The organism is Duganella sp. Root198D2 (genome assembly GCF_001428585.1).
In the GTDB taxonomy this organism is placed as follows: Bacteria; Pseudomonadota; Gammaproteobacteria; order Burkholderiales; family Burkholderiaceae_D; genus Rugamonas.
The window spans coordinates 232,740-257,475 of record NZ_LMIC01000001.1 but is presented as its reverse complement, the minus strand read 5'-3'; the positions used below and the strand labels follow the sequence as shown (position 1 = coordinate 257,475).

Below are 24,736 nucleotides of genomic sequence, written 5' to 3'. Positions count from 1 at the left end.
GCCGCCGGCAGCCTAAGCTGGCTGCATGGATACCTTAATTCCCTGGATAGCAGTAGTCGACGACGAAGAGCCGGTGCGGCGCGCCATCCTGCGCCTGCTGCGCGCGTCCGGCCTGCCAGCCTACGGTTTCAGCGGCGGCGCTGACCTGCTGGCGGCGCCGATGCAGCAACCGCCCTACTGCGTAGTGATGGACTTGCACATGCCCGGCATGGACGGCTACCAGCTGCAACAGCACCTTGCCGCCAGCATGCCGCGCAGTGCCGTGATCGCCGTGACCGGCTCACATTCGGCGGACACCCGGGCTCGCATGGAGCGGGCCGGCGCGCTGGCCTTCCTGCCCAAGCCAGTCGATGCAGAACAATTGCTGGCCGCCGTCGCTTCGGCGTGGGCGCGCTGGCACCAACAATAAGCCTGAACAGGAGAACAACCATGGTCACCCCCTCCGATTTGATGAACGCCCGCATTCTGGTAGTCGACGACCACCCGAACAATGTGCAATTGCTGGTGACGGTACTGCAGCAGGCCGGCTACCGAGAGATCGACAGCACCACCGACCCGCTGCAGGGTTTCGAAATGTTCCGCCGCCAGCGCCATGATCTGGTCCTGCTGGACCTGAACATGCCCGTGATGGACGGTTTCACCATGCTGGAACGCATGAAAGCCTTGGCGCCGGACGATTACCCACCGGTGCTGGCCATTACCGCCGCCCACGACTTCAAGCTGCGCGCACTGTCCGCCGGCGCACGCGACTTCATCGGCAAGCCCTACGATTTTGCGGAACTGCTGCAGCGCGTGCACCACTTGCTGGAAGTGCGGCTGCTGCTGCAGGGGACAAGGGCCCGAAGCCTGCACCTGGCCAGCCACGACAGCATTACCGGACTGCCCAACCGCGAAGCGTTCACGCGCCAGCTGGAACAGGCCGTGTGCAGCAACGAAGCCGGTGCCCTGCTGCTGGTCGGGATGGAGGGCTTCACCCGCATCAACGATGTATTGGGCTACGAAATGGGCGACGCAGTGCTGGGACAACTGGTGCAGCGGCTGCAGGCTTGGGCACCGCCTGGCACCAGCCTTGGCCGTATGGGCGCGGACGAATTCGCCATGCTGCTGCCCGCTGGCGTCGCCGCGCCGGCCCTCGCCGCGGGCGAGGTGCGCCGCGCCTGTTGCCTGCCCGTCGCCCTGCAGGACAGCGACGTCGTGCTGGACGCCAGGGTGGGCGTCGCCCTGTATCCGCAGGACGGCAGCGATGCTTCGAGCCTGCTGCTGCATGCCGGCACGGCGCTGCAGTTTGCCCGGCGCCAGAGCAGCCAGCCAGTGTGCTGCTATACCGACACCATTGCCAGCGAAGCCCAGCACGGCCTCGCATTGTCGGCAGCCTTGCGCCGCGCCTGTGAACAGGGCGAGTTCGAGTTGCACTATCAGCCCAAGGTCGATCTCAGTAGCGGCCGTATTGCCGGCGCAGAAGCATTGCTGCGCTGGCGCCGCCCCGGCCACGGCCTGGTGTCGCCTGCCGAATTCGTGCCATTGCTCGAGGAGAGTGGCCTGATCGTCCAGGTCGGCGCCTGGATCATCGACGAAGCCTGCCTGCTGGCGGCGCGCTGGACACAGCTGGCACCGGGCCTGAATATCGCAGTCAACGTGGCCAGCCGCCAGTTTGCTGACCCTCAGTTCCAGCATTCAGTCGAACAGGCAATGGCCCGTCACGGCGTGCAGCCCGGCATGCTGGGCCTGGAGGTCACCGAGAGCGCCCTGATGGACGACACTGCGCGCACCGCAGGCGTGCTGGCCGCACTGCGCCAGGTGGGCGTCAAAGTGGCGATCGACGACTTCGGCACCGGCCATTCCAGCCTGGCCTACCTGAAGCATTTCCCGGTCGATACGCTGAAGATCGACAAGTCCTTCATCGACGGTATTGCCAGGGACCCGGGCGATGCCGCCCTGGTCGACGGGATCCTTGGCATGGCACGCAACCTCGGCCTTCAAGTCGTGGCCGAAGGCGTGGAAACCGAATCGCAACTGGCCTGCCTGCTGCGGCGCCGTTGCGACCAGATCCAGGGTTATTACTTTTCCCGCCCGCTCCCGGCGGCACAGTTCGAAGCCTTGCTGCGCGAGGGCCGGCAACTGGCGCCAGCGCAGGGTATCCCGGCGCCGGTCCAGCCCACCGTGCTGCTGATCGACGACGAGCCAATGGTGCTGGCTGCATTGGAACGCCTGCTGCGCCAGGACCAGTACCGCATCCTGTCGGCCTCCAGCGCCGCGCAGGCGCTGGACCTGCTGGCGCAAAATCCGGTACACCTGGTGCTGTGCGACCAGCGCATGGACGGCATGAGCGGCACCGAGCTTCTGGACCGCATCAAGGACCTGTACCCAGCCACCTTGCGCATCATCCTTTCCGGCCAGACCGAACTGGCCACGGTCATGGAGAGCGTCAACCGCGGTGCCCTGTACCGTTTCTACACCAAGCCATGGGATAACCAGGTACTGCGCGATAACATCCGCGCCGCCATGCGTCATTACTGGCAAGCCCACGGTTTGGCCGCATAAGGGGCCGTCATGCGCACGCTGCTATTGAGCCTGTACCTGGCCGCCGCCGCTGTGCTGGCCGAAGAACCCATCAAGCCAGTGCCTGCTGCGCAGGTGCCGAATCCGGGTCGCGTCGCGCTGGGTCGCCTGTTGTTCAACGAGCGCCGTTTATCCGGCAATGGTCGCCTGTCGTGCGCAACTTGCCACCAGTTGGCGCACGCCGGGGCCGATGGCCTGGCACGCGCCACGGGACTGGACGGCAAGCCGCTACCGCACAACACACCCACCATCCTGAATGCCGCGCTTAATTTCCGCCAGGGTTGGAATGGCGCCGCCGCCACGCTGGAACAGCAAGTCGCCCGTGTGGTGGAAAACCCGCAGGAGATGGGCGCAAGCTGGCCAGCTGTCGTGCGCGCCATTGCGGCCGACCCGGCTTACCGGCGCAGTTTCAACAGCCTGTACCGCGAGGGGGTGACGGCAGCCACTATCCAGGATGCGATGGCAAGTTATCAGCGCACCCTGTTGACACCCGGTTCCCGCTTCGACCGCTATTTGCTGGGCGACAAGACGGCTCTGAACGAAGACGAGCTGGCAGGCTACCAGCGTTTCAAACGCGCCGGCTGCGCCACTTGCCACCAGGGCAGCAACGCCGGCGGCAATATGTACCAGCTGTTCGGCGTGATGGCCGAGCTGCTGCCCGCCACCGCACGCCAGCGCAACGGCATCGGCCAGCGCTTCAAAGTGCCGGGCCTGCGCAATGTGGCGCGCACCGCGCCCTATTTCCACGACGGTTCGGTCGCCACGCTGGAGGATGCAATCGACCAGATGTTCCTGTTCCAGCTTGGCCGCACTGCCAGTGCCGAAGACCGCAAGCTGATCGCAGCTTTCCTGCGCACGCTCGATGCCGCGCCTCGGAGCCTGCCATGAGCCGCTATTCGCGGGCGCTGCCGTTGCCGTTGTTGCTGGTGGCGTTGGCACTCACTTCTGCCCTGCTGTTCTTTTACCTCCGCAGCAGCGACTACCATCCAGCCGACCATTTCTCTGATGTCGCGACCCTGCGCCAACTGCGGGAAGTCGACGAAAATTGGGACGAAGCCATGATGAAGTTGCGTATCGGGATGCTGCGCAACTACGACAGCCTGTCCCCCACTGCGGCGCAGGCGACAGCCCTGCCGCGCCAGCTCGACACGCTAACCAGTGTCCACTCAGCGTCGGAGGTGCCCGGCCTGCTCCAAGCCATTGCTGGCTATCGCTTGGCCCTGAACAGCAAACTACGCCTCATCGAGGCATTCAAGACCCACCATGCAGTGCTGCGCAGCTCGTTGAGCTTCCTGCCCCAGGCAGCCTGCGACCTCGCGGCCCTGCTGCCGGCAACCGCCGAAGCGGCCGTGCAACAGATATTGATCCCCACCCTGGTCTACGGTGAAGGCAACAGCGAAGACGAATTGCCGGACGTAGCGCACGCCCTCGAAGTACTTCAGGCAATGCGCCCTCGTATGGAACCAGTGGCAGCACAGCGCCTTGATATCTTCACGGCTCATGCCCGCGCCGTGCTGCGCGAAGCCTACCAGGTCGGACTCATGATGCAGCGCTTCGACGCCGTCTCTACCGCCCCGCACCTGGAGCGCATCGAATCGCTCCTGAACACCCACCAGCAAATAGCCGCGCGCCAGGCGCAACTGCATCGCCAGCTTTTGCTGCTATTTGCAGCCGCGCTGACAGGCCTGCTACTTTACGCCGCCTGGCGCCTGATACACAGCCACACGATCATTGGCCGTTTCAACCGCCAACTACAGCACGCCAATGACCAGCTCGAAATACGCGTCGCAGCGCGCACGGCGGAACTGGAAAGTGCGAACGTCCGCCTGCAGGCGGAAATAGCCGAACGCTGTGCGTTGGAAGGCCGCCTGGTTCATTCCGAAAAATTGGCCTCGCTCGGCCAGCTTGCCGCTGGCGTCGCGCATGAGATCAACAACCCTTTAGGCTTCCTCTCATCCAACTTCGGCATGCTGGATGAATATTTGCGCAAGCTATTCGACATGCTGGACAGCTATGAAGCCGCCGAACGCGCAGGTTTCGCACCGCAATCTACGCGAAGTTTGGTGGCCCGGCGCGCCGAGCTGCAACTCGACTTCCTTCGCCAGGATATCCCGCTCCTGATGGAGCAATCGCACGACGGCATGAGCCGAGTCAGCAAAATCGTGCAATCGTTGAAGGACTTTTCGCGCGCCGGTCCACGCAACGATTGGCAGTGGGCCGACCTGCATCAAGGTATCGACTCCACCCTGCACATCATCGCCAGCGACTTGCGCAAGGTGGCCGAGGTACGCAAGGAATACGGCAGGCTGCCGCAGGTCGAATGCCGCCAGTCGGAGTTGAACCAGGTTTTCCTTAACCTGCTGGTCAATGCCGGTCACGCCATCGGCTCCGGGCGCGGTGTCATCACCATTCGCTCTGGCCATGATGAAGAGGAAGCATGGGTGGAAATAGCAGACGATGGCTGCGGCATCGCGCCCGACGTACTGCCGCGTATCTTCGACCCTTTCTACACCACCAAAGCAGTCGGCAAAGGTACGGGGCTGGGACTTTCGGTGTCGCATGGTATTGTCCGCAACCACGGCGGCCACATCGATGTGCAAACCGCGCCGGGTTGCGGCACGACTTTCCGCGTGGTGCTGCCGGTAAAACAAAGCGCTCCGTGCGAATTTGATGCCTGCCTTAACCCGGGTTAATTACGCAGCCCGCTCGCCTCGCTAAGCTGTCTTCTTTCAAGGAGGAAGACATGACACTGCAAGCCAACGCACGCCTGATCGAACGCTATTTCGAAGAAGTCTGGAACCAGGGCAAAGTCGATGTGCTCGACGAGCTGCTGACCAGCGATTACCGTAACCACAGCCCCGGCCTGCCCGATCCGCAGCCCGGCCCCGACGGCCTGAAACCCATCGTGCTCATGATGCGCCAAGGGATTCCGGACCTGCACTACAGCATCGAAGACCTGGTGCTGGCGCCTGACCGCGTCGCTGTTTACGTTCATATGACCGGCACCCAGAGCGGCAGCTTTTTCGGCATCGAACCAACCGGCAAGGCCATCGACGTGCGGCAGATGCAGATCGAATGGATCCGCGACGGCCGCATTTGCCAGCACTGGCGCATCACCGAGGACTTGAAGCTGATGCGCCAGCTCGGTGTCGTCCTATAATCGACTGCATGGAACCTCTGATGCTGGTGCGCGCGCTGCACCGCCTGGAACAGGCTACGGGCCTGCAACTGCCTGAAGTGGAAACGCTGGCCGCGTCCGTGCGGCTGGTGCAATTGCGCGAGCGCGAATTTGCCTTCCACCAGGGCGACCATTGCCCCAGGCTGTTTGGCGTGCGCTCAGGCTTGCTCAAACAGTTCTACACAACGCCTGACGGCAAGGAATGGATCAAGAGCTTCACGGCGGAGGATGAACTGTTTGCCTGCCCGCTCGGCTTCCAGCCCGGAGGCCGCACCAGCTTTGGCACCGCGGCGCTGGAAGCGAGCGTGGTGGAGGCGCTTGATTGGCGCCTGGTCGATGACCTCGGGGAGCGCCACCTGGCATGGCAAAAGGCCATCCGCTTCGGCTTCCAGGCCTTGTCCGGATTGAAGATGGTGCGCGAACGCGACCTGCTGATGTACACGCCGGAACAGATGTACCAGCACTTGCTCGACAGCCGCCCCGGGCTGGTGCAGCGCGTGCCGCAAAAGGAATTGGCTGCCTACCTGGGCGTTACGCCCGTCGGCCTGAACCGGATTGCGCGCCGGCTCGCATAAAACGGTATCGGACTTTACAGCCCGGCTGCGCGGACCACGCGCAACTCCATCTCCAATTCACTGGGCACGGCGGCGTGGCCGATGCGGGCCGGCAAGAAGCGCACTTGCCGCAGTGCCGCCAGCAGCTTTTCCTCATCGTCCTCGTTGCCATCGACACCGACAATTTTTGCGCGCACGACTTCGCCCAGCGCATTGATCCAGAAACGCACGGTGATATAACCACCTTTGGTGCCCGGCAGTTCGAGCAATTCGCCACGCGTCAGTCCATCGGCCACCGCTGGCGGAGTGGTCAACTCATGTAACTGGAAAAACTGGGGAGGTGTCTCCGATTGCTCCGGCACGGCCGGCGGCTCGGGAGTGGAATGGGGCGCGGGAGAAAGCGCCGCAGGGGGCGGCAGGACTGGTTCGGGAAGTGTTGCGGGTTCGGCAGGCGCTGCTGCCGGCTCAGGCAGCAACGCAACCGTCAGGACAACGGGTGCAGGCTGTGGCAACGCCTTTGGGGCGCTGCCATGCTGGCGAACACCAAGCAGCAGGGCCAGGTGCACCAGCACCGTCAGGGCCAAGGCGCCGGCCTTGCCCCACGGTGCACGCCGCATCTTACCTGCCCAACTCACGCCACTGCAGGCGCGTAGTCGTGACCCCGCCGCCGTTTCCGCCGCCACCTTGGGTCGGCTTTTTCAAGCCGATGGTTTTTGGACGCTTGCCATCGGCAGTAACGGCAACGACCACTGGCTTGCCGCTTGGCAGCAGGCTCACTGTCATACCAACGATCGGCGAGGTCAGCCTGGTGCCCAGCGAGGTATTTCCAGCAGGTTTGCCGCCGCTCGTCGTGAACTGGTACATCCAGCTGAAGCCACCCGGCTGGCAGGCCGAAGCCGAAGGCACCACAGTCGGTACGACAAATGTATCTTCGAACACTTGCGGATCGACGGCAACGCGCTCGCCCGCGCCAGGCAGTTCAAAGTACCAGCCAACGGTGCTCGTTCCACCCGCGTCTGAGATGTCGCGGCTGGTGTCGGAGCTGCTCATGGTGCGCCTTGAGAACGCATCCAGCGACAGCGTCGTTGTACTTTGCAGGTCATCCTTGAACGCGCCGACGATTTGCGAAGTCACCGAAGCAGAAGGCACAACCAGGTCGCTCGTACCCAGGAAGCGGCCGGTTCCGAAGTACACCGTCACGCTGTCCGGTGTGCCCGTCAGGTCCGGTGCGGCCATGATTGGCCGGCTGCTGTCCAGCGCCAGAATTTTCGTAGCGGTGCCGGCCGTCAGGTTGAAGCGCCACATATTACCCAGCAGGTCGCCGCCCCATGCTGCAACTCCCGTGTTGCTGATGTTGAAATCGGGCGCAGCAATATTCAGGCGGGCCAGCCCGCTTGGATTTTCCTTGGTACCGGCTGTAGTGGCAATATCAATGACGTGTGCTTTCATACTTGCGTCACCCAGGTCCAGCAAGAACACGTGGCCCTTGCCGTCGCCGTCGTACCTGCCACCTTCGGCAACATTGTTGTAGCCGGAAGTCAGCACCGCCATCCATTTGTTATTGACCTTGGTGACATGGGCCGGACCAAAGCTATAGCCGAGATTTGGATTGTCTGCAGCCGTGTACGTCCACAATGCCCGTGGGTTCGCAGGATCGGTGATATCCAGCGCGTAATAACCACGACCGCCCTTGCCCATGGCACCGATCAGGATAGTTTTCCAGTCATTTCCAATCTTAACGTCGGAGACAGTAAGCGCGCCGTCCAGGAAGAAACGGTGGCGATCGGCATAATCGTTGTGTGCCAATTGCCAAAGGTCCGGCAGCACCATTGGCGGAATGTAGGCCCAGCGCTCGTCGCCGGTTTGCGCATCAAAGGCATGCAGCATGCCGTCATTGGCAGCGGCATAAACCGTACGGGAACGAGCAGCCTTGGCGGTGACAAATGCGTCGTAGCCGCCATCCTGGAACTTGAACGGGGGAGCCCCGACGTGTACCGGCTGGGAGTGAACGAAATCGCCCAGCAGCTTGTCGCGCTCACGGTACAGGCGCTTGTTTTCCCGGTCCACCGTCACCATCGGGTCATGCCCGCGCAGGAAGCGCACCAGAGTATCGGCATTCGCGGCGTTCTTTTGCTCGGTACTCCACGAATTGAATTGGCTCAGCGATTGCTGGACAGTCGCATTGAAGTAGGCTTTCTGGGCATCCGGCAAATCAGTGGTCGTGAAAGGCACCAGGTTATTGTTGGCGTCGGAAGTCCAGATGGTGCGGGTGTCAGTGCCATCGGCTGCCACCTTGAGGCGCAACCTCACCGCAGCCTGCCAGCGCGGATCACCGATAACATCGCCCGTTGTAGTGTCCATTCTATAGGCGCTCAATTCGCCATCCCACGCCTGGGTGCGATAGTTCGCGATAAAGATGTTGTCATCACCCGGCGTCGGCTGCAGGTTACTGGTAGCGGCGGAGGCGCCGCTACCATCGGACTGGCCAATGCTCCCCAAAGCCTGGTGCAGGCTATCCTGCAACGCAGCCGGATCCTTGGCACTGAAATAAGTACCACGGCCGCTGACGGCAGCGTGCCACAAGTCGTCGATGGTTTCCGCGGTGTTTTCCCTCGGCGCTGGCCAATTCCTTGTGCCCTGCAGGATATTGTAGTATTCACCCGCCTTGGCCGTCTTGTAATCCTTACGGAAAGGCAGCGTGCCGTCAACGCCCAATCCCAGGGTGAACGTGGTCATGTGCTGGTGGTTAGCCACGTCGCCAATATTCGCCGCACCACCCGCGCTCGGGACGATGTTCTCCATATCAGGACGCAGGTCATTGTTGTAATAGTAGAAGGCAACGTCGGCCAGCGAAACCACGTCGGCAGGTACGCCGCGCGAACCAGCCTGGTACGGAGCATACGATGGCCGCGGCGCCTTGGTGATATCGCCGTCCTGGTCCTGCATCACGGTGTCCCGCGCATCGTTAATATGCAAAGGGTCATTGCCGTTCCAATAACCGTCCGTTGCCAGGATCGCAAAGTTGCGCTGGCACGCCGCCTGGATCGGATCAGGTCCATTCGGGAAGGCTGCGTTCTTGCCAAACTTAAACAAACGACCGACCTCGTTCAACGCGGCACGCAAAGGCGTGCTGGTGTCCGGGTTGAGTTTGTACAACTCAGTGTAGAACGACTGCTTATGCGTGCCTTCAAAAGCCTCGATCGGGACCGTGATGGTGGAGTTATCGATGGTCATCAAGCCCATGCGGGCATGGAAATAGTTGCCGTCAGTCCGGTCTACCGTGACATCCTTTGGCGTGCCGCGCACATCCTTGAATGCCAGGCCGATCGATGACTTCGCCATTTGCGAACGGGTCCGGTACCACGCGTACCAGGTCGCAAAATTGCTGATCTCTTCTTCAAAATTACAGCTGGTGGCTGCAGTACAATCGGTACGCGTCGCAGCCTTCGGGTAGCTGTTACGGGACGGGACAATATCAACCCGCTCCCATTGGCTGTAGTTGACCCTGGCATGGGTGTTGTCGCGGTTCGCCTGGCAATTGCTGCCGGCGCTGTCACACCACCTCACTGTCACGTTGTAATAGTACGGTGCGCCAGTCGCGAGCCGTGGCGAATCGTACCTGTCGTTCGGGTAGGAATAGTTGCCTCCGTCAATTGCGCTGACGCAGGTCGACGAGGTGGATGACCGGCACCAGACGCGGTCAGGGAAATTGGCTGTGACGCTGCCGATCGTGGCCAGGTTAACGGTGTCGTTCGGCAGCTTCTTCGGGCAGCCAAAAGCGCGTCCGCACGGGTCGTCCATTGACGTCTGCTCATAAGTGTATTCAACCCGCTGTTGGCCGAAACCGTCGCTCGGAATCCCGGACCATGGCGAGCCATAGGCCGTCCGGTGCGAGCCTGTGGCGTCACCCACGCGCGAACCGTCCGGGTTGACCGGCCATTCATAACGCACGGCAGGGTTATAGTAGATCTTGTTGAAAGCGCTGGCCGCATAGGGCGGGTCGCCTTGATTGCAAACAGCGTTGATGCTGCCGTCCGTGTCGCGGCAGTACTTCTCCCAGGTATTGCCGGACTTCATGCGAACATAGTCCGGCATATAGCTCCAAAGCATGCTGCCGGAGTTGTCCAGGTCGAGCATGATGTTTGGCAGCAGCACCGCAGTGGTGGAGTTTGCCAGCGGCTTGTCGGCCAGGTCGGTGGTGGCAGCGCGCGACAAGGCGGCTCCCAACACGCTGCCGGTCAACAGTGCCGCCAGCATCAATTGTTTAAAGAGTGGCCTCATTGATAGGTCTCGCATTTATTGTGAAATAACTGCCTGCACGAAGCTGACATTGGAACGTGGGCCGACCACCCGCACAGTAATGCGGTACATTGCAAGCGTGCCGTTGGCAGTGGTACCCGGCAGAGGCTGGTAAGTCAGCATGGGACGCAGAATGCCGATACTGTTGGTCGTCTCCTGGCCCGACGCTGGCACAGTCGCGCACTTGGCCGGATCGAATTCGCCTGCCACATCGCACATGCGGTGGATCACGTAAGACACCTGGTTGCCTGCGGCATCGACTGCCAGCTGGGCCACGCTCGATGCATCGCTCCAGTCCAGGTCGTCGGTCGCATCAGCAGTATCATTCCCTGTCAGGTCAAGCGCAGCCTGGCTGCTTGCCCAGTAGCCGAATGCGCCGGCGTCCTGCTCCAGTTCGGTCGGACGTCCCTTAACCCAGCCCATGGCGGCCTCCACACCGGCGTCGGCGCTGATGGCAGCGCTTTGCTTGAACGCCAGGTTGCCCGCGATCAGGGATGAGGTGTCGACCGAACGCATCATGGCCAGCCCGGCCAGGGTCATGGCCACCAGCACAATCAGCGCCATGACCAGCGCGACACCTTGTTGCCGGCGGCGCCAGCCTGCTTTCACTACCGATTTCATATGTGCCCCCAGATCACGTTACGCAGCGGGATGACCGTTTCAAACACCCGATAGCGATAGCAGCCCCAATCGTTGGGATAATTTGCAGTGCTGATGGCACCCCAGCTGGTCGCGAGCGAGGTGGTTGCCGAGCAGTTTGCACCGGCGGCCGGACGCTCATATTGGCCCGAGCGCGTGACCAGCGCCAGGCGAATTGCCTTGATGCGCCGCCAGTCGTTCGGCCCCGGATTGGTCCAGCCGGCGTCCGCTGGATTGACCCAAGCGCTGATTGCATCAGTACTGATTGCCGCAGAAACGCCATATTGGGCCTGCATGTCGACGACATCCGTCATCACCAGCTCGTTGACCGCCGCCGGGTTCTGCGAGTTATCGCTACGCTGCAGTTCACGCGATGCGCTGTTGACGGAGTAAACCTTGCGGAAGATCGGGCCGCCGTTGGCCGGCTTGAAACAGGACACGGTGGAATTGGCTTCGTAAACCGGCCAGGTATTAGTGGTGTAGAACTCCGGCGCCGGGTTGTATTCACCATTCGCGTCAGCAGTGTGCTGTAGCTTGGCCGCTTGTTCCTGTACCTCGGTGATTTTCATCACGGTACAGTTACCACCCGTCGGTGCCGCCACCAGGGCGAGGTCGCCGTCCATGCAGGCCGAAGCGGAAGCAACATCCAGTTCGGCCGATGGACTCTGCATCCTCCTGCGCAGGACGGTTGTACCGGAAGGCAAACCCGATGCCACGTTTGGATCGGCAAAGTATTGAATCGTCAAAGTATCCGGATTGCTGCCACCATCCGTGATCAACACAGGTGCAAAGTTGATACCGCCCAGTGGGCCGTTCGTGCCGCCGCACGTGGCACTTCCATTGCAATAGGCATGGATAGTGGTACAACCAGGGTAGGTGGTATTAGTGGCAGTCATGCCCCACCCCGCCGCCTTGGCATCGCGCTCCAGCATGTACAGCGCGATACCGCCGTTGGCCTGGGCATCCGCAGTTCCGGTGGTAGCACGCTTGCGCGCTTCATTATTGGTAAATGCCTGCGCCACAATCACTGTGCCCAGCAAGCCGATGACCAGGCCGACCATGACCTCGATCAGCGTAAAGCCTTTTTGTGAGTCGTACATAATTGTCCTCAACCGTTGATCTGGGCCACGGCCTGGTAGCTATGGGCCCTGCTCTCGCCGGGAAGCTGCCAGTTGATAGTGACTGTCACCTGGCGGCCTGCGACCACTACCGTACGCTTGCCGTTCGGCAGGGTGGCCACCGCCTGGTTAGTGACTGCATAGCTATCCAGACCGGTGCCGGCGCTACGCGCCCACATGTCACCCAACATCTGGTTGGCCAGGAAACTGGCCTCCAGGCGATATTTGGAATCGGTCACCTGGCGTGTCGCCGAGGCCTGCATCCACAGGAAGGCCAGAATGCCGAACGAGAAGATCAGGATGGACGCCAGCGCTTCGAGCAATACGATGCCATCCTGGCGGCCAGGTTTTTTTAACTTGCGAATCATGGGATTGCTCCTTAAGAACAGCCTTGGGGCGTGCCGCCCAGCCTGGTGTCGGGGTCACACATGCGAACTTGACCGCCCTGCCCAATAGTCACCACATAACGGCGCGCGCTATTGGACTGGGCATTGGTGACGTCAATCCGGACGATCTCGGTACCGGCGGCGGCAGGAGCCCGGCCAAAGCTGTCGAACGTGACAGATGCGGGCTGGTCGAGGCCTGCGCCAGCTGTCAGCACGGTGGCGAACGTGGTGGCCGTGAGCGGTTTCGACAGTGCGGCCTTGCTGATGCCAACCCGCGCATTACTACCGCCCTCATCGGGCGAGCGCTCTTGCAGCGAGGTGGAACAGATAGCCGCGTTCGCACAGCCAACTGTCCAAGCCACTTTGCCCTCCGCGTCGGTCAGCTTGAAGCGAACCGGCGTATTGCGCCGCAGGGCTTCCGCGCGCGCCAGTTGCAGGCCGTTCAGCAGGGATTCCGCGGCAGTGCGGTTCTGCGCATCCTGGATCATGCGGGCAAAACTCGGCACTGCGAGTGCCAACAGCACGCCGAGCACGCTGATGGCGACCATCAGCTCGATCAGGGTCACACCACGTTGCTTACGCATCAGCAGCGCCCGCCCTTGCCAATCACCCAGCAGGTGTTCGAGGTACCCCAGCCGCTTGGCGAGGCAAATGTCTTTTTGACATTCGCCTCGTTCAACTCATAGGTAAAGCCGGTCATGGTGCCGATTCCTTCGGCCTTCAAGCCGTAGCTCATGCCGTTGGCGGCTACGTTGCAGGTGAAGGTGAAATCGGGATTGGTAGGCGGCGCAGCTGGGGCGCCGGCTGCGCAGGCACCGGCGTAAGTGCGGTTATCCTGGAAGAACTGCTCCAGTTTGATGCGCATGTCCGACAGGCCGTTGGTCGCCTGGGGAATGTGGCCACGGATGATGTAGTCTTTATACATTGGCAATGCCACTGCCGCCAGGATCGCAACGATAGCGACCGTGACCATGACTTCAATCAGGGTAAAACCGCTGCTGCGAGGCTTGAGTATTTGATTCACAAGGGTTCCTTTACCAGCAATATTAGTCTTGCCGAAAAATAATTTGACGGAAGTTTAACTGCATTTGGGAAAGAAGTCTCGCACAATTCGTTGCTACGAAGCATCATTAGAGCGGTCTATCTAGGTATAGAGGTGACTGTCGCCCGCCAGCCACGTGGGGTAAAATGCAACGTTTTACCGCGCGCGGCGCGGCGTCCCGACCGAAATTCCGAAAAATGACCACCCTCCCCTCCGAAATCAATCCCGACGCCGTCAAGAACAGCCCGGCCGAAAAGGTCACGCCGATGATGCAGCAATATTTACGCATCAAGGCCGACTACCCGAACATGCTGGTGTTCTACCGCATGGGCGACTTTTACGAACTGTTCTTCGACGATGCCGAAAAGGCGTCGCGCGTGCTGGGCATTACGCTGACGGCGCGCGGCAGCCAGAACGGCGTGCCGATCAAGATGGCGGGCGTGCCTTTCCATTCGCTGGATGGCTACCTGGCCAAGCTGGTCAAGGTCGGCGAGTCGTGTGCGATTGCGGAGCAGATCGGCGACCCGGCGCTGGCCAAGGGGCCGGTCGAGCGCAAGGTGGTGCGCGTGGTCACTCCGGGCACCCTGACCGATTCGGACCTGCTGCCGGAAAAATCGGAGCGCCCGCTGCTGGCCATGACCATGATCAGCAACCGCAAGGTGGTCACCTGCGGCCTGGCCTGGCTGTCGCTGGCGTCCGGCGCGCTGCGCCTGATGGAATTCTCCGGCGACCAGCGCAGCGTCAACACGCGCCTGGGGCAGGAATTGGAACGCATTGCGCCGGCTGAAATCCTGCGCGGCGATGATGCCGACATGTTCGACGAAGTCACCTTCTGCCACGTCAACAACGTGCCGGCCTGGCACTTCGACGTGGTGCACGGACACAAGGCGCTGCTGGACCAGTTGGCTGTCGCCACCCTGACCGGCTTCGGCGCCGAAGGCCTGGGCGCGGCGTTCGGCGCGGCCGGTGCCCTGCTGCGTTATGCGCAATCGACCCAGGGCCGCGGCCTGCAGCACGTCAAGAGCCTGTCCTGCGAAGCGGAAAACGAATACATCGGCCTGGACGCCGCCACGCGCCGCAACCTGGAACTGACGGAAACCATCCGCGGCCAGGAATCCCCTACCCTGTTCTCGCTGCTGGACCACTGCCGCACCGCCATGGGTTCGCGCCTGCTGCGCCACTGGCTGCACCACGCCAAGCGCGACCAGTCGGTGGCCCGTTCCCGCCACGATGCCATCGCCGCGCTGATGCAGCACGACACTACCGGCTCGCTGGCCTACCACCTGGCGCAAGTGCCCGACATCGAACGCATCACCACCCGCGTGGCGCTGCTGTCGGCCCGCCCGCGCGACCTGTCGGCCCTGCGCGACGGCCTGCAGCAACTGCCCAAGCTGCAGCACGCCATGCAGCGCGCCCTCAGCCACGACAATGCGCAAGGCCTGCTGGCCAAGCTGCACTTCGGCCTGAACGAGCCGCAGGAATGCGTCGGCCTGCTGGTGCGCGCCATCATGCCGGAACCGGCCACCATGGTGCGCGACGGCGGCGTGATCGCCCGCGGCTACGATGCGGAACTGGATGAACTGCGCGGCCTGTCCGAAAACGCCGGCCAGTTCCTGGTCGACCTGGAGACCCGCGAACGCGAACGCACCGGCATCGCCAACCTGCGCGTGGAATACAACCGCGTGCACGGCTTCTACATCGAAGTCACCAACGGCCAGGCCGACAAGGTGCCGGAAGACTATCGCCGCCGCCAGACGCTGAAGAACTGCGAACGCTACATCACGCCGGAGCTGAAGGCCTTCGAAGACAAGGCCCTGTCGGCCCAGGACCGCGCCCTGGCGCGCGAGAAGATGCTGTACGACGAGCTGCTGGCCGCACTGGCGCCTTTCATCGGCCCGCTGCAAGCCATCGCGCAGGCCCTGGCGCAAGTGGACACCCTGTGCTCGCTGGCCGAACACGCGCTGCGCAACAACTGGTGCGCGCCGGACCTGGTGGCCGAGCCCTGCATCAATATCGTGGAGGGCCGCCATCCGGTGGTGGAAAACCAGATCGAGCGCTTCATCGCCAACGACTGCAAATTCATGGCCGAGCGCCGCCTGCTGCTGATCACCGGCCCGAACATGGGCGGTAAATCGACCTTCATGCGCCAGGTAGCCCTGATCACCCTGCTGGCCTATGTGGGCAGCTACGTACCGGCCGCCAGCGCCACCATTGGCCCGATCGACCGCGTATTCACCCGTATCGGCGCCACCGACGACCTGGCCGGCGGCCGTTCCACCTTCATGGTGGAGATGACGGAGGCTGCCACCATCCTGAACGGCGCCACCGAGCATTCGCTGGTGCTGATGGATGAAATCGGGCGCGGCACCTCGACCTTCGACGGCCTGGCGCTGGCGTGGGCGATTGCCCGCCACCTGATCGAAACCAGCCGCAGCTTCACGCTGTTCGCTACGCACTACTTCGAACTGACCCAGTTGCCGGAAGCGCATCCAACTGCCGCCAACGTGCACCTGTCTGCGGTGGAGCACAAGGATTCCATCGTCTTCCTGCACGCGGTGCAGAATGGCCCGGCCTCGCAAAGCTACGGCTTGCAGGTGGCGCAGCTGGCAGGCGTTCCGCAGCCGGTGATCAAGGCAGCCCGCAAGCACCTGGCGCGCCTGGAAGCGCAGGCGCTGGACGCAACGCCGCAATTGGACCTGTTCGCAGCGCCGGTGGCCGACGCCAATGACGACGAGGCGCCATCGGCCGCCCCGGTCGCCGATCCGCGCGCCGAGGAGCTGCTGGCGGCACTGGGCGATATCGATCCGGACGCGATGACTCCGCGCGAAGCGCTGGACCGGCTGTACCAGCTCAAACGCCTGGCGCAGGCATGAAACGGCCGCTCGCCTTCGGCGCGCTGGCCATGGCGGCCACGCTGGCCGGCGCCATGCTCGCCGCGCCGCCCGCCCTGGCTCGCAGCGACAAGGCCGTGCCGCGCAAGGGCGAATTCAGTTTTGCCCTGCTCGGCCACAACTTCCCCAAAGGTGAAGGCGATGCCGAATTCCGCCGCATGCTGGCCGAAGCGAGCCGCAACGAACCGGCCTTCCTTATCGCCAACGGCATCAAGTCGCCGAGCGAGCCATGCACGGACAGCCTGTACCAGGAGCGGCGCGACCTGATGAACAGCGCCGAACGCCCGCTGGTGCTGCTGCCGGCCGGCGGCGACTGGACCGAATGCCGCAACTCCAACGGCAAATCGAACGCCATCGAACGCCTCAACCGCATTCGCGAACTGTTCTTCCTTGCGCCGGATACGCTGGGCAAGGTCAAGCTGCCGCTGAACCGCCAGTCCGGCATCGCCAAGTTCCGCGACTATGCCGAGAACACCTACTGGGAATACGAGAACGTCCTGTTCGTCACGCTCAACGTGCCGGCCAGGAACAACCACTACCTGACCGAAGCTGGCCGCAACAGCGAATATGAAGATCGCATGGTGGCCAACCGCGGCTGGCTGCACCGCGCCTTCCTGCACGCCAAGCGCAAGAACATCGCCGGCATCGTGCTGGTGATGGATGGCGACATCGGCGCCCATGTGGAGCAAGGATTCTTTGCCCGCCTGGCGCAAAAACGCGACGGTTTTACCGAGATCCGGCGCATCGTGCGCTCGCAGGCCGACAAATACCCGGGGCAGTTGCTGCTGGTGGATAACCGCAAGCAGGGCAAGGCCGCTCCCGTCATTGAATGGAACAAGAACGTCGGCCACCTGGCGCTGGGCGCCGAATGGACTGCGCTGCGCGTGATACCAGGCAGCGCCTCGCTCTTCGTCCTGGGCAGCGAGTGATATAAAAAAGCCCCGCAGTGCGGGGCTTGGGATCTTAGTGGATCGGGTGGGTGCGGAAGTGATCGCCTTCCTCGCCTTCCTCGCCATCGTCACCTTCCTCATCGCCGTCGTGGTGGTGATGGCCATGCGGGCCATGCACGTGCTCATGGGCGATTTCTTCTTCGGTGGCGGCGCGCACGTCGACCACTTTCAGTTCGAAGCGCAAGGCCATGCCGGCCAGCGGATGGTTGCCGTCCAGGACCACTTTGTCTTCGGCGATTTCGGTCACGGTGAAAATCATCGCGTCGTCGTCTTCGCCGCCTTCAGGCAGGCCTTCGAACTGCATGCCGATTTCCAGCGGCTCCGGCAGGCGCGCACGTTCTTCCACTTTCAGCAGGTTCGGGTCGTAATCGCCAAAGGCGTCTTCCGGTTCAATCTGGAGCGTGGTGGCGTAGCCGTTTTCCTTGCCGTCCAGTTCTTCTTCGATTTTTGGCAGGGTGTTCTCGTAGCCACCGTGCAGGTAGACCATAGGCTGGCGACCGTCTTCGATCAGATTGTTCTGTGCGTCGGACAGTTTGTACTCCACCGTCACAACGGTATTCTTGGCGATCTTCATTGAGCTTCCTTTCTTTTCTAAGCTGGAGGGGATTATACCGCTTGCTATAATCGCGCCATGAAAAAACTCACTCTCCTGGGCGATATCACGCCCGAACAATTCCTGCGCGATTACTGGCACAAGAAGCCGCTGCTGATCCGCCAGGCCATCCCCGGCTTCAAGCCGCTGCTGCCTTTCGACAAGCTGGCCGAACTGGCCACCAAGGACTACGTCGAAAGCCGCCTGGTCACCAAGACCACGGAAGGCAGCTGGGACATGCAGCACGGCCCGCTCAAAGAACTGCCTGCGCGCAAGCAGCGCGAGTGGACCATGCTGGTACAAGGCGTCAACCTGCAGGACGACAATGCCGATGCGCTGTTGCGCCAGTTCCGCTTCCTGCCCGATGCGCGCCGGGACGACCTGATGGTGAGCTTTGCCACCGATGGCGGCGGCGTCGGCCCGCACTTCGACTCCTATGACGTGTTCCTGCTGCAGGCCGAAGGCCAGCGCCGCTGGAAAATCAGCGCGCAAAAGGACCTGACCCTGATCGAAGGCCTGCCGCTGAAGATCCTGAAGAAATTCAAGGCCACCGAGGAATTCGTGCTGGAGCCGGGCGACATGCTCTACCTGCCGCCGCATTACGCCCACGACGGCGAAGCAATCGGCGATTGCCAGACTTATTCGATCGGTTTCCGCTCGCCGTCTTACCAGGAACTGGGCGAGGCCTTCCTGCAATTCATGGCCGATTCGATCGACCTGCCCGGCCGTTATGCCGATCCCGAACTGGAGCCGACCAGTAAGCCGGCTGAAATTCCCAAAGCCATGCTGGGTAAATTGGCCGACGAACTGAATAAGGTCAGCTTTACTGAAGACGATTTCGCGATTTTCCTCGGTGAATACCTGTCCGAGCCAAAGCATAATGTCTTCTTCCAGCCGCTGGAAAAACCGCTAACTGCCGGCAAATTCCAGCAATCGGCAGAGAAAAATGGGGTTTCCCTCTCGCGCAAGACGCAAATGCTGTATCGCGGCAAGAATGTCTTCATCAATGGCGAATCCTTCGCCATGAACAAGGCTGATAAGGCGACGCTGGAAACCCTGGCCAACACCCGCGGCCTGAATGGCGCGACGGTGGCAGGTGCGTCCGAAGACGTATTGGAAGCCCTCTTCGCCTGGTATACGGACGGCTGGCTGGAACTGAACAAATAATCGGAGATAGCATGGAGAAGCAGCTTTTTGACAGCCGTACCGAATTCCAGGCCCTGCTCTTGGACTGCATCTCCCAAGCCCGCCTGACACTGCAGATGTTCGACCCGGACTACGCCTGGTGGCAGCTGGGACACTCCAGGACGGATGCCCTGCTGCGCCAGTTCCTGCAGCACAAAGGGCGCATCCAGCTGGTCGCCCACAGCAATGCCCACCTGGAGCGCAATGAGCCGCGCTTCCTCAAGCTGCTGGAGGACTTCGGCCACCAGGTCGAGTGCCGCCTGACCAGCCGCAGCATCAACACCCTGACCGACTCCTTCCTGGTTGCCGACGGCGTCCACATCGTGCGTCGCTTCCATTCCGATCATTTCCGTGGGGAAGCAGATTTTGATGCTCCAACGTCAACCCAAACCAGTTTGGAGCGTTATGAAGCTATCTGGGCTGAAACACAGCCGGGCCTGAGACCAGGAACGACTGGATTGTGAGCCGGAAAAATGTAAAATGCTGCGGTTCGAGGTAAGACGGTAATCGCTGCAGTTGCAAGCAGTTCGACGCGGGAAAAAAATATTGCGTTTTCGCAAAATAGTTGTGTAAACCGCTTGAATTGCTATTGCGACGCAGCAGAAAACGCTATAATATCCGGTGTGTTTCCGTGTCTGGTCGACCTTTTTCTGAAGGTTGGAAGGGCCGACGAAACGCCGTACGAGCGATAATTACCGGTAATTATTCATCGCAACATTGTTTAATTTTTGTTGTTATTTAAGGAAAACAAATGAAAAAATCCCTGCTGATCGCCTCCCTGCTGGCTGTTGCTCTGGCTGCTTGCTCCAAAAAAGAAGAAGCTCCTGCTGCTCCAGTAGCTACCCCAGAAGCAGCTGCTCCAGCAGCCGCTCCTGCTGCTCCAGCAGTTGACGCAGCTGCTCCAGCTGCTGCTCCAGCCGCTGACGCTGCTGCTGCTGCCGCTTCCGCTGCTACCGACGCTGCTGCTGCTGCTTCCGCAGCTGCTTCGGCTGCTTCGGCTGCTGCTTCGGCTGCTTCCGCTGCTGCTAAGTAATTCCCCGCAGGGAAAAGAAACCAGCCTTCGGGCTGGTTTTTTTTTGCCTGAAAAACGGGGACGTACCCCATTTAAATTTGTTCATCGCGAATCACCGGAAATCCCAACAATTGCCGACGTCAGAGGAATAGGCGGGTCTGCCCCTTGGGTCTGACCCTGGTTTATCGGGTTTGGATTTTCTCCCGGCAATGGAAACTCAATAGGGAGAGACGAGTCCGACCGAGGCAATCCTGCACTCAGCGTTTTTGCCGGTTTGGCATCTCTTCCGATTTTTAAAGCAAACCCGGTAAATCGGGGTCAGACCCAAGGGTCGGACCCGTCTGCGCTACCGCTACTGATCATTTAAATGGGGTACGTCCCCATTTTTCACCCCGAATTGCACGCAATAAAAAAGCCGGCTTGCGCCGGCTTTTCTTATTTGAAGACTGTCCCTTATTTCAACTGCTCTTGCAGCAGGGTCAGGATCTTTTGGCCAACTGGAGACGTTTCCGGCTTATTCTGGTTATTCCACACCGAAACCTGGGTGGTATTAACCGAATCGGAACGGACCGAGATGCGGTAGCGCTGTGCTTCCTTCTCTTTATCCGAAGCGCCGAAACTGAACAGCTTGCTGAACCAGCCACGGGTATCGGTCGCATCGTTCACGAAGCGCACGAAGTACACGCCCTGCACGCGGTCACGGTCTTCCACGGTGAAGCCGGCACGGTCCAGTGCCAGGCCGACGCGGCGCCAGGTGCGCTCGAAGCCTTCATCGGTCTTGATGTAGGCATCAGCACCCTCGCCCACCATAGTGGCGTGCTGGGCCTGCACCGCTGCATTGTCGACCGAAGTGCGCGCCGTCGCCTCATCGGTAGTGCCGCCCAGCTTGGTCATCAGCTTGGCCAGAAAGATCGCTTCCAGGTTCGGGTCGCTATTGCGGTTGGTCCACATGGTCGACTCGTTCTGCGTGCCGGTCACCACTTCCTTGGTGCCGCGGTGGCTGATGTAGACCTCGGTACCGCCGGCTGGATTGCGCTCCAGGCGGGTACGGTACTTGTCACGCTCGCCGCTTGAGTACAGGCCGTCGAACACCTTGCCGATCGTATTGCGGATGAAGTCCTGCGGGATCTTGGCGCGGTTTTCATTCCATTCGGTTTCCATCACGCCGGCCGTGGCATCATCCACCGCCAGGGTGAAGCCCGATTCTTCCCAGAAGGACTTCAGCTGCGGCCACAGGTTTTCCGGGGTCTGCTGCACCACCAGCCAGCGCTGGTTGCCGGAGCGCTCGACGCGCACTGCGCTATTGCCGGTGCTCGCCACTTCATTGCTGCTGGCGGGCGCCGCACCCGGGGTGGTGCCGCGGGCCGCCTGGTAGCCGGAGGCGGTCGCCACGCCGCGGTCATTGCTTGGCAGCGAGTAGCGGTTGTCCTTCGACAGCTGGGTCAGGTCCGGCGGCACGTCCAGCGTGCTGGCCTTCTTGGCCGATTTGTAATCCACCTTGGTCTCGCCCACTACGGACTGCACCATGCCGCAACCGGTCAGGCTCAGCATCAGGGCGCCAACGACGATCCCGCGCTGCGGGGTCTGGGAAACGATCTTGCGAATAGTCATGTGAAAAAGAAGATTAGTTCAGCACACCGGATTCACGCAGGGCTGCGCGGACGGTCTCGTGATACTGCTCTGCCAGCGGAACCAGCGGCAAGCGGATACCTTTCGGCATCTTGCCCATTTCCGCCAGCGCCCACTTGACCGGCACCGGGTTCGGTTCAATGAACAGGTGCTGGTGCAGCGGGAGCAGTTGGTTGTTGATGGCAGTTGCCTTGGCAACATCGCCAGCCATCGCGGCTTCGCACATTTCGTGCATCTGGCGCGGCGCCACATTGGCCGTCACCGAGATATTGCCCTTGCCGCCGGCCATCATCAGCGCGATGGCAGTCGGATCGTCGCCGGAGTACACGGCGAAATCGGAAGGCGCGCGGCGCAGCAGGTCGTAGCCGCGGGCGATATTGCCGGTCGCGTCCTTGACACCGATGATGTTCTTGATCTGGGCCAGGCGCAGGATGGTGTCGTTGCTCATGTCGGCAACCGTGCGGCCCGGCACGTTGTACAGGATGACCGGCATGTCCACCGCTTCGGCGATCGCCTTGAAGTGCTGGTACATCCCTTCCTGGGTTGGGCGGTTGTAGTAGGGAACCACTTGCAGCGAGGCGTCGGCGCCGGCGCTCTTGGCAAAGCGGGTCAGTTCAATGGCTTCCACGGTGGAATTGCCGCCGGAGCCGGCGATCACCGGGATGCGGCCGGCAACGCGTTCCACCGTCGCCTTGATCAGTGCACAGTGCTCGGCCACGTTGACAGTGGCCGATTCGCCGGTGGTGCCGACGATGACGATGGCGTCCGTACCTTCGGCGATATGCCAGTCGATCAGCGCGTTCAGGCCTGGATAATCCAGGGTGCCGTCGGCATGCATCGGGGTTACGATTGCTACAATGCTACCCTTAATCATAGGAAACCAATTGCAATAAGAATTAAAACGACGATTGTAGAGCATACCCTGCACCCGTGGTGCATTTTGGTCGCTCAAAATGACGGCAACAGCGCCGCCTCCCTTGGAAACTCTCCTTTGACGGCGCAAATCCTTTGCACCATGGCCGGTTTCGGCGTATTAACGACGCCATCCTCGAATGCGATGACACGCAGCCCATGCATTCTAGCCAATTCCAGCAATTCTCCCGGCTGCAACAAAAAGGCCGGATTGGATGGTTTGCCGAAGGCGGCGTTGCCGTCGGCGAAGGTTTCATAAATCAGCATGCCGTTCGGCGCCAGGCTGCCCAGCATGTCCGCCAGCAAGGGGCGATGCAGGTAGTTGGTGACGACGATGCCGGCAAAGCGCGCCGGACCGAAGGGCCAGCAGGCGCCCTCCTCTTCCAGGTCGATCTGGCTGGTGACAATACCGGCGCCGGCAGCCGCAGCCAGCGCGTCGGCGTCGCGGTCCACCGCTACCACGGCATGGCCCAGCGCGACCAGGTGGCGCGAATGGCGCCCGCTGCCGCAAGCCAGGTCCAGCACTTCCCCGTTTGGTACCAGCGGGGCAAAACGTTCCACCCAGGCCGAGGGTGGGGTCAAAACATCAGCCATAACTCAATCCCATTGCTTCGCGCACATCGCGCATGGTTTCCTGCGCCAGCCTGCGCGCTGCTTCATTACCGTCCGCCACGATGGCGCGCACCAGGGACGGGTCGTCCAGGTAAGGTTGCGCGCGCTCGTGCATCGGCTCCTGCTCCTTGACGATGGCGTCAATCACCGGCTGCTTGCACTCGATGCAGCCGATGCCGGCCGACTTGCAACCCTTCTGCACCCATTCCTGGGTCGGGCCGTCCGAGTACACCACGTGGAATTGCCAGACCGGGCAGCGTTCCGGTTCGCCGGCATCGGTGCGGCGCACGCGCGCCGGGTCGGTCGGCATGGTGCGTACCTTCCTGGTGACCGATTCCTTGTCTTCGCGCAGGGCAATCGCGTTGCCGTAGCTCTTCGACATTTTGCGGCCATCGAGGCCCGGCAGGCGCGAGGCCTCGGTCAGCCTGGCTTGCGGCTCGACCAGGATCAGCTTGCGTGCACCTTCCAGGTAGCCGAACAGGCGCTCGCGGTCGATCATCGACAGGTTCTGCGCATCATCCAGCATGGCCTTGGCCTGCTCCAGTGCAGCATCGTCGCCTTCCTGCTGGTAGGCGGTGCGCAGTTCGTGATACAGCCTGGCGCGTTTGCTGCCCAGCTTCTTGACGGCATCCTGCGCCTTTTCCTCGAAGCCCTTCTCTTTGCCGTACAGGTGGTTAAAGCGGCGCGCGATCTCGCGCATCATTTCCACATGCGGCACCTGGTCGTCGCCCACCGGCACTTCGCTGGCGCGGTAAATCAGTACGTCGGCCGCCTGCAGCAGCGGGTAGCCGAGGAAGCCGTAGGTCTGCAGGTCCTTGTTGGCCAGGTTGTCGATCTGGTCCTTGTAGGTCGGCACCCGTTCCAGCCAGCCCAGCGGGGTGGCCATCGACAGCAGCAGGTGCAGCTCGGCGTGCTCCGGGATTTTCGACTGGATGAACAGCGTGGCCTGGGTTGGGTCGATGCCGGCCGCCAGCCAGTCCACCAGCATGTCCCAGGTCGATTTCTCGATGATGGACGGGTCGTCGTAATGCGTGGTCAGCGCGTGCCAGTCGGCCACGAAGAACAGGCAAGGCTGCTCGGACTGCATCCTGATCCAGTTCTTCAGGGCGCCGTGGTAGTGGCCAAGGTGCATGCTGCCCGTCGGGCGCATGCCGGAGACGACGCGGTCAGGGTACATG

The 24,736-nt window shown here is 61.7% G+C and carries 23 protein-coding genes; 11 read left to right on the top strand and 12 right to left on the bottom strand.

Annotated elements, in window-relative coordinates; all coding sequences use genetic code 11:
• Positions 1–25: 25 nt before the first annotated feature.
• The 6 genes from ASE26_RS01240 to ASE26_RS01215 are packed head-to-tail and all read left to right on the top strand — an operon-like array spanning position 26 to position 6,312.
• Positions 26–409, top strand: coding sequence for a response regulator transcription factor (locus ASE26_RS01240; protein ID WP_055931086.1), 384 nt, complete (start codon positions 26–28; stop codon positions 407–409).
• Positions 410–429: 20 nt separating this feature from the next.
• Positions 430–2,541, top strand: a complete 2,112-nt coding sequence (locus ASE26_RS01235) for an EAL domain-containing protein (RefSeq protein WP_055931083.1) — start codon at positions 430–432, stop codon at positions 2,539–2,541.
• Between the two features lie 9 nt (positions 2,542–2,550).
• Positions 2,551–3,447, top strand: a complete 897-nt coding sequence (locus tag ASE26_RS01230; RefSeq protein WP_055931080.1) for a cytochrome-c peroxidase — start codon at positions 2,551–2,553, stop codon at positions 3,445–3,447.
• The gene (locus ASE26_RS31335; protein ID WP_082591270.1) at positions 3,444–5,252 is read left to right on the top strand and encodes a DAHL domain-containing protein; all 1,809 of its coding nucleotides are present in this window, start codon (positions 3,444–3,446) and stop codon (positions 5,250–5,252) included. Before ASE26_RS01230 ends, ASE26_RS31335 begins: the two co-directional genes overlap by 4 nt.
• 50 nt (positions 5,253–5,302) lie before the next feature.
• Complete coding sequence (locus tag ASE26_RS01220) at positions 5,303–5,719, top strand: ester cyclase (protein WP_055931078.1); 417 nt, start codon at positions 5,303–5,305, stop codon at positions 5,717–5,719.
• An 8-nt stretch (positions 5,720–5,727) separates the two neighbouring features.
• Positions 5,728–6,312: a Crp/Fnr family transcriptional regulator gene (locus ASE26_RS01215; RefSeq protein WP_156397992.1), complete on the top strand. Its 585-nt coding sequence runs from the start codon at positions 5,728–5,730 to the stop codon at positions 6,310–6,312.
• 14 nt (positions 6,313–6,326) lie between these two features.
• On the opposite strand, the gene ASE26_RS30385 is transcribed toward ASE26_RS01215, so the two are convergent.
• Genes ASE26_RS30385 through ASE26_RS01180 form a run of 7 tightly spaced genes read right to left on the bottom strand, consistent with a single transcriptional unit; the run spans position 6,327 to position 13,757 of the window.
• The gene (locus ASE26_RS30385; RefSeq protein ID WP_055931072.1) at positions 6,327–6,908 is read right to left on the bottom strand and encodes an energy transducer TonB; all 582 of its coding nucleotides are present in this window, start codon (positions 6,906–6,908) and stop codon (positions 6,327–6,329) included.
• 1 nt (position 6,909) lies between these two features.
• Positions 6,910–10,572, bottom strand: coding sequence for a pilus assembly protein (locus ASE26_RS01205; RefSeq protein WP_156397991.1), 3,663 nt, complete (start codon positions 10,570–10,572; stop codon positions 6,910–6,912).
• Positions 10,573–10,587: 15 nt separating this feature from the next.
• Entirely contained in the window at positions 10,588–11,211 is a 624-nt protein-coding gene (locus ASE26_RS01200) for a PilX N-terminal domain-containing pilus assembly protein (RefSeq protein WP_057245468.1), read from the bottom strand.
• Complete coding sequence (locus tag ASE26_RS01195) at positions 11,208–12,329, bottom strand: PilW family protein (protein ID WP_057245467.1); 1,122 nt, start codon at positions 12,327–12,329, stop codon at positions 11,208–11,210. Before ASE26_RS01195 ends, ASE26_RS01200 begins: the two co-directional genes overlap by 4 nt.
• A gap of 8 nt (positions 12,330–12,337) precedes the next feature.
• Positions 12,338–12,715, bottom strand: a complete 378-nt coding sequence (locus ASE26_RS01190) for a hypothetical protein (RefSeq protein ID WP_055931059.1) — start codon at positions 12,713–12,715, stop codon at positions 12,338–12,340.
• 11 nt (positions 12,716–12,726) lie between these two features.
• On the bottom strand, positions 12,727–13,317 hold the full coding sequence (locus ASE26_RS01185) for a GspH/FimT family pseudopilin (RefSeq protein WP_055931056.1): 591 nt from the start codon (positions 13,315–13,317) through the stop codon (positions 12,727–12,729).
• Positions 13,317–13,757, bottom strand: coding sequence for a type IV pilin protein (locus tag ASE26_RS01180; protein WP_304438631.1), 441 nt, complete (start codon positions 13,755–13,757; stop codon positions 13,317–13,319). The genes ASE26_RS01185 and ASE26_RS01180 overlap by 1 nt, the downstream gene beginning before the upstream one ends.
• Positions 13,758–13,972: 215 nt before the next feature.
• Between ASE26_RS01180 and mutS the strand changes: the two genes are divergently transcribed.
• Together mutS and ASE26_RS01170 are read left to right on the top strand one after the other, a co-directional pair.
• The gene (gene mutS, locus ASE26_RS01175) at positions 13,973–16,648 is read left to right on the top strand and encodes a DNA mismatch repair protein MutS (protein WP_055931050.1); all 2,676 of its coding nucleotides are present in this window, start codon (positions 13,973–13,975) and stop codon (positions 16,646–16,648) included.
• Entirely contained in the window at positions 16,645–17,595 is a 951-nt protein-coding gene (locus ASE26_RS01170; protein ID WP_082591269.1) for a hypothetical protein, read from the top strand. The genes mutS and ASE26_RS01170 overlap by 4 nt, the downstream gene beginning before the upstream one ends.
• Positions 17,596–17,629: 34 nt before the next feature.
• On the opposite strand, the gene ASE26_RS01165 is transcribed toward ASE26_RS01170, so the two are convergent.
• On the bottom strand, positions 17,630–18,190 hold the full coding sequence (locus tag ASE26_RS01165) for a peptidylprolyl isomerase (protein WP_055931045.1): 561 nt from the start codon (positions 18,188–18,190) through the stop codon (positions 17,630–17,632).
• Positions 18,191–18,247: 57 nt separating this feature from the next.
• Here ASE26_RS01165 and ASE26_RS01160 point away from each other — a divergent pair, with 57 nt between their 5' ends.
• The 3 genes from ASE26_RS01160 to ASE26_RS29615 all read left to right on the top strand — a co-directional run bounded on the left by ASE26_RS01160 (position 18,248) and on the right by ASE26_RS29615 (position 20,426).
• On the top strand, positions 18,248–19,375 hold the full coding sequence (locus ASE26_RS01160) for a cupin domain-containing protein (protein ID WP_057245466.1): 1,128 nt from the start codon (positions 18,248–18,250) through the stop codon (positions 19,373–19,375).
• A gap of 11 nt (positions 19,376–19,386) precedes the next feature.
• Positions 19,387–19,857, top strand: a complete 471-nt coding sequence (locus ASE26_RS01155; RefSeq protein WP_057245465.1) for a hypothetical protein — start codon at positions 19,387–19,389, stop codon at positions 19,855–19,857.
• Positions 19,858–20,144: 287 nt separating this feature from the next.
• The gene (locus ASE26_RS29615) at positions 20,145–20,426 is read left to right on the top strand and encodes a hypothetical protein (protein WP_082591268.1); all 282 of its coding nucleotides are present in this window, start codon (positions 20,145–20,147) and stop codon (positions 20,424–20,426) included.
• Positions 20,427–20,858: 432 nt separating this feature from the next.
• On the opposite strand, the gene bamC is transcribed toward ASE26_RS29615, so the two are convergent.
• The 4 genes from bamC to ASE26_RS01135 form a co-directional block, all read right to left on the bottom strand.
• Positions 20,859–22,016 carry an outer membrane protein assembly factor BamC gene (gene bamC / locus ASE26_RS01150; protein ID WP_055931036.1) on the bottom strand — a complete coding sequence of 386 codons (1,158 nt, stop codon included), beginning with the start codon at positions 22,014–22,016 and terminating at the stop codon, positions 20,859–20,861.
• A gap of 13 nt (positions 22,017–22,029) precedes the next feature.
• Complete coding sequence (gene dapA / locus ASE26_RS01145; RefSeq protein ID WP_055931033.1) at positions 22,030–22,908, bottom strand: 4-hydroxy-tetrahydrodipicolinate synthase; 879 nt, start codon at positions 22,906–22,908, stop codon at positions 22,030–22,032.
• A 74-nt stretch (positions 22,909–22,982) separates the two neighbouring features.
• The gene (locus ASE26_RS01140) at positions 22,983–23,540 is read right to left on the bottom strand and encodes a bifunctional 2-polyprenyl-6-hydroxyphenol methylase/3-demethylubiquinol 3-O-methyltransferase UbiG (protein ID WP_055931030.1); all 558 of its coding nucleotides are present in this window, start codon (positions 23,538–23,540) and stop codon (positions 22,983–22,985) included.
• Positions 23,533–24,735 carry a tryptophan--tRNA ligase gene (locus ASE26_RS01135; protein WP_057245464.1) on the bottom strand — a complete coding sequence of 401 codons (1,203 nt, stop codon included), beginning with the start codon at positions 24,733–24,735 and terminating at the stop codon, positions 23,533–23,535. Before ASE26_RS01135 ends, ASE26_RS01140 begins: the two co-directional genes overlap by 8 nt.
• Position 24,736 lies beyond the last annotated feature (1 nt).

Coding starts and splice junctions, on each gene's coding strand:
- ASE26_RS01240 (WP_055931086.1), top strand. CDS start 26: ATGGATACCTTAATTCCCTGGATAGCAGTAGTCGACGACGAAGAGCCG.
- ASE26_RS01235 (WP_055931083.1), top strand. CDS start 430: ATGGTCACCCCCTCCGATTTGATGAACGCCCGCATTCTGGTAGTCGAC.
- ASE26_RS01230 (WP_055931080.1), top strand. CDS start 2,551: ATGCGCACGCTGCTATTGAGCCTGTACCTGGCCGCCGCCGCTGTGCTG.
- ASE26_RS31335 (WP_082591270.1), top strand. CDS start 3,444: ATGAGCCGCTATTCGCGGGCGCTGCCGTTGCCGTTGTTGCTGGTGGCG.
- ASE26_RS01220 (WP_055931078.1), top strand. CDS start 5,303: ATGACACTGCAAGCCAACGCACGCCTGATCGAACGCTATTTCGAAGAA.
- ASE26_RS01215 (WP_156397992.1), top strand. CDS start 5,728: ATGGAACCTCTGATGCTGGTGCGCGCGCTGCACCGCCTGGAACAGGCT.
- ASE26_RS30385 (WP_055931072.1), bottom strand. CDS start 6,908: ATGCGGCGTGCACCGTGGGGCAAGGCCGGCGCCTTGGCCCTGACGGTG.
- ASE26_RS01205 (WP_156397991.1), bottom strand. CDS start 10,572: ATGAGGCCACTCTTTAAACAATTGATGCTGGCGGCACTGTTGACCGGC.
- ASE26_RS01200 (WP_057245468.1), bottom strand. CDS start 11,211: ATGAAATCGGTAGTGAAAGCAGGCTGGCGCCGCCGGCAACAAGGTGTC.
- ASE26_RS01195 (WP_057245467.1), bottom strand. CDS start 12,329: ATGTACGACTCACAAAAAGGCTTTACGCTGATCGAGGTCATGGTCGGC.
- ASE26_RS01190 (WP_055931059.1), bottom strand. CDS start 12,715: ATGATTCGCAAGTTAAAAAAACCTGGCCGCCAGGATGGCATCGTATTG.
- ASE26_RS01185 (WP_055931056.1), bottom strand. CDS start 13,317: ATGCGTAAGCAACGTGGTGTGACCCTGATCGAGCTGATGGTCGCCATC.
- mutS (WP_055931050.1), top strand. CDS start 13,973: ATGACCACCCTCCCCTCCGAAATCAATCCCGACGCCGTCAAGAACAGC.
- ASE26_RS01170 (WP_082591269.1), top strand. CDS start 16,645: ATGAAACGGCCGCTCGCCTTCGGCGCGCTGGCCATGGCGGCCACGCTG.
- ASE26_RS01165 (WP_055931045.1), bottom strand. CDS start 18,190: ATGAAGATCGCCAAGAATACCGTTGTGACGGTGGAGTACAAACTGTCC.
- ASE26_RS01160 (WP_057245466.1), top strand. CDS start 18,248: ATGAAAAAACTCACTCTCCTGGGCGATATCACGCCCGAACAATTCCTG.
- ASE26_RS01155 (WP_057245465.1), top strand. CDS start 19,387: ATGGAGAAGCAGCTTTTTGACAGCCGTACCGAATTCCAGGCCCTGCTC.
- ASE26_RS29615 (WP_082591268.1), top strand. CDS start 20,145: ATGAAAAAATCCCTGCTGATCGCCTCCCTGCTGGCTGTTGCTCTGGCT.
- bamC (WP_055931036.1), bottom strand. CDS start 22,016: ATGACTATTCGCAAGATCGTTTCCCAGACCCCGCAGCGCGGGATCGTC.
- dapA (WP_055931033.1), bottom strand. CDS start 22,908: ATGATTAAGGGTAGCATTGTAGCAATCGTAACCCCGATGCATGCCGAC.
- ASE26_RS01140 (WP_055931030.1), bottom strand. CDS start 23,540: ATGGCTGATGTTTTGACCCCACCCTCGGCCTGGGTGGAACGTTTTGCC.
- ASE26_RS01135 (WP_057245464.1), bottom strand. CDS start 24,735: ATGTACCCTGACCGCGTCGTCTCCGGCATGCGCCCGACGGGCAGCATG.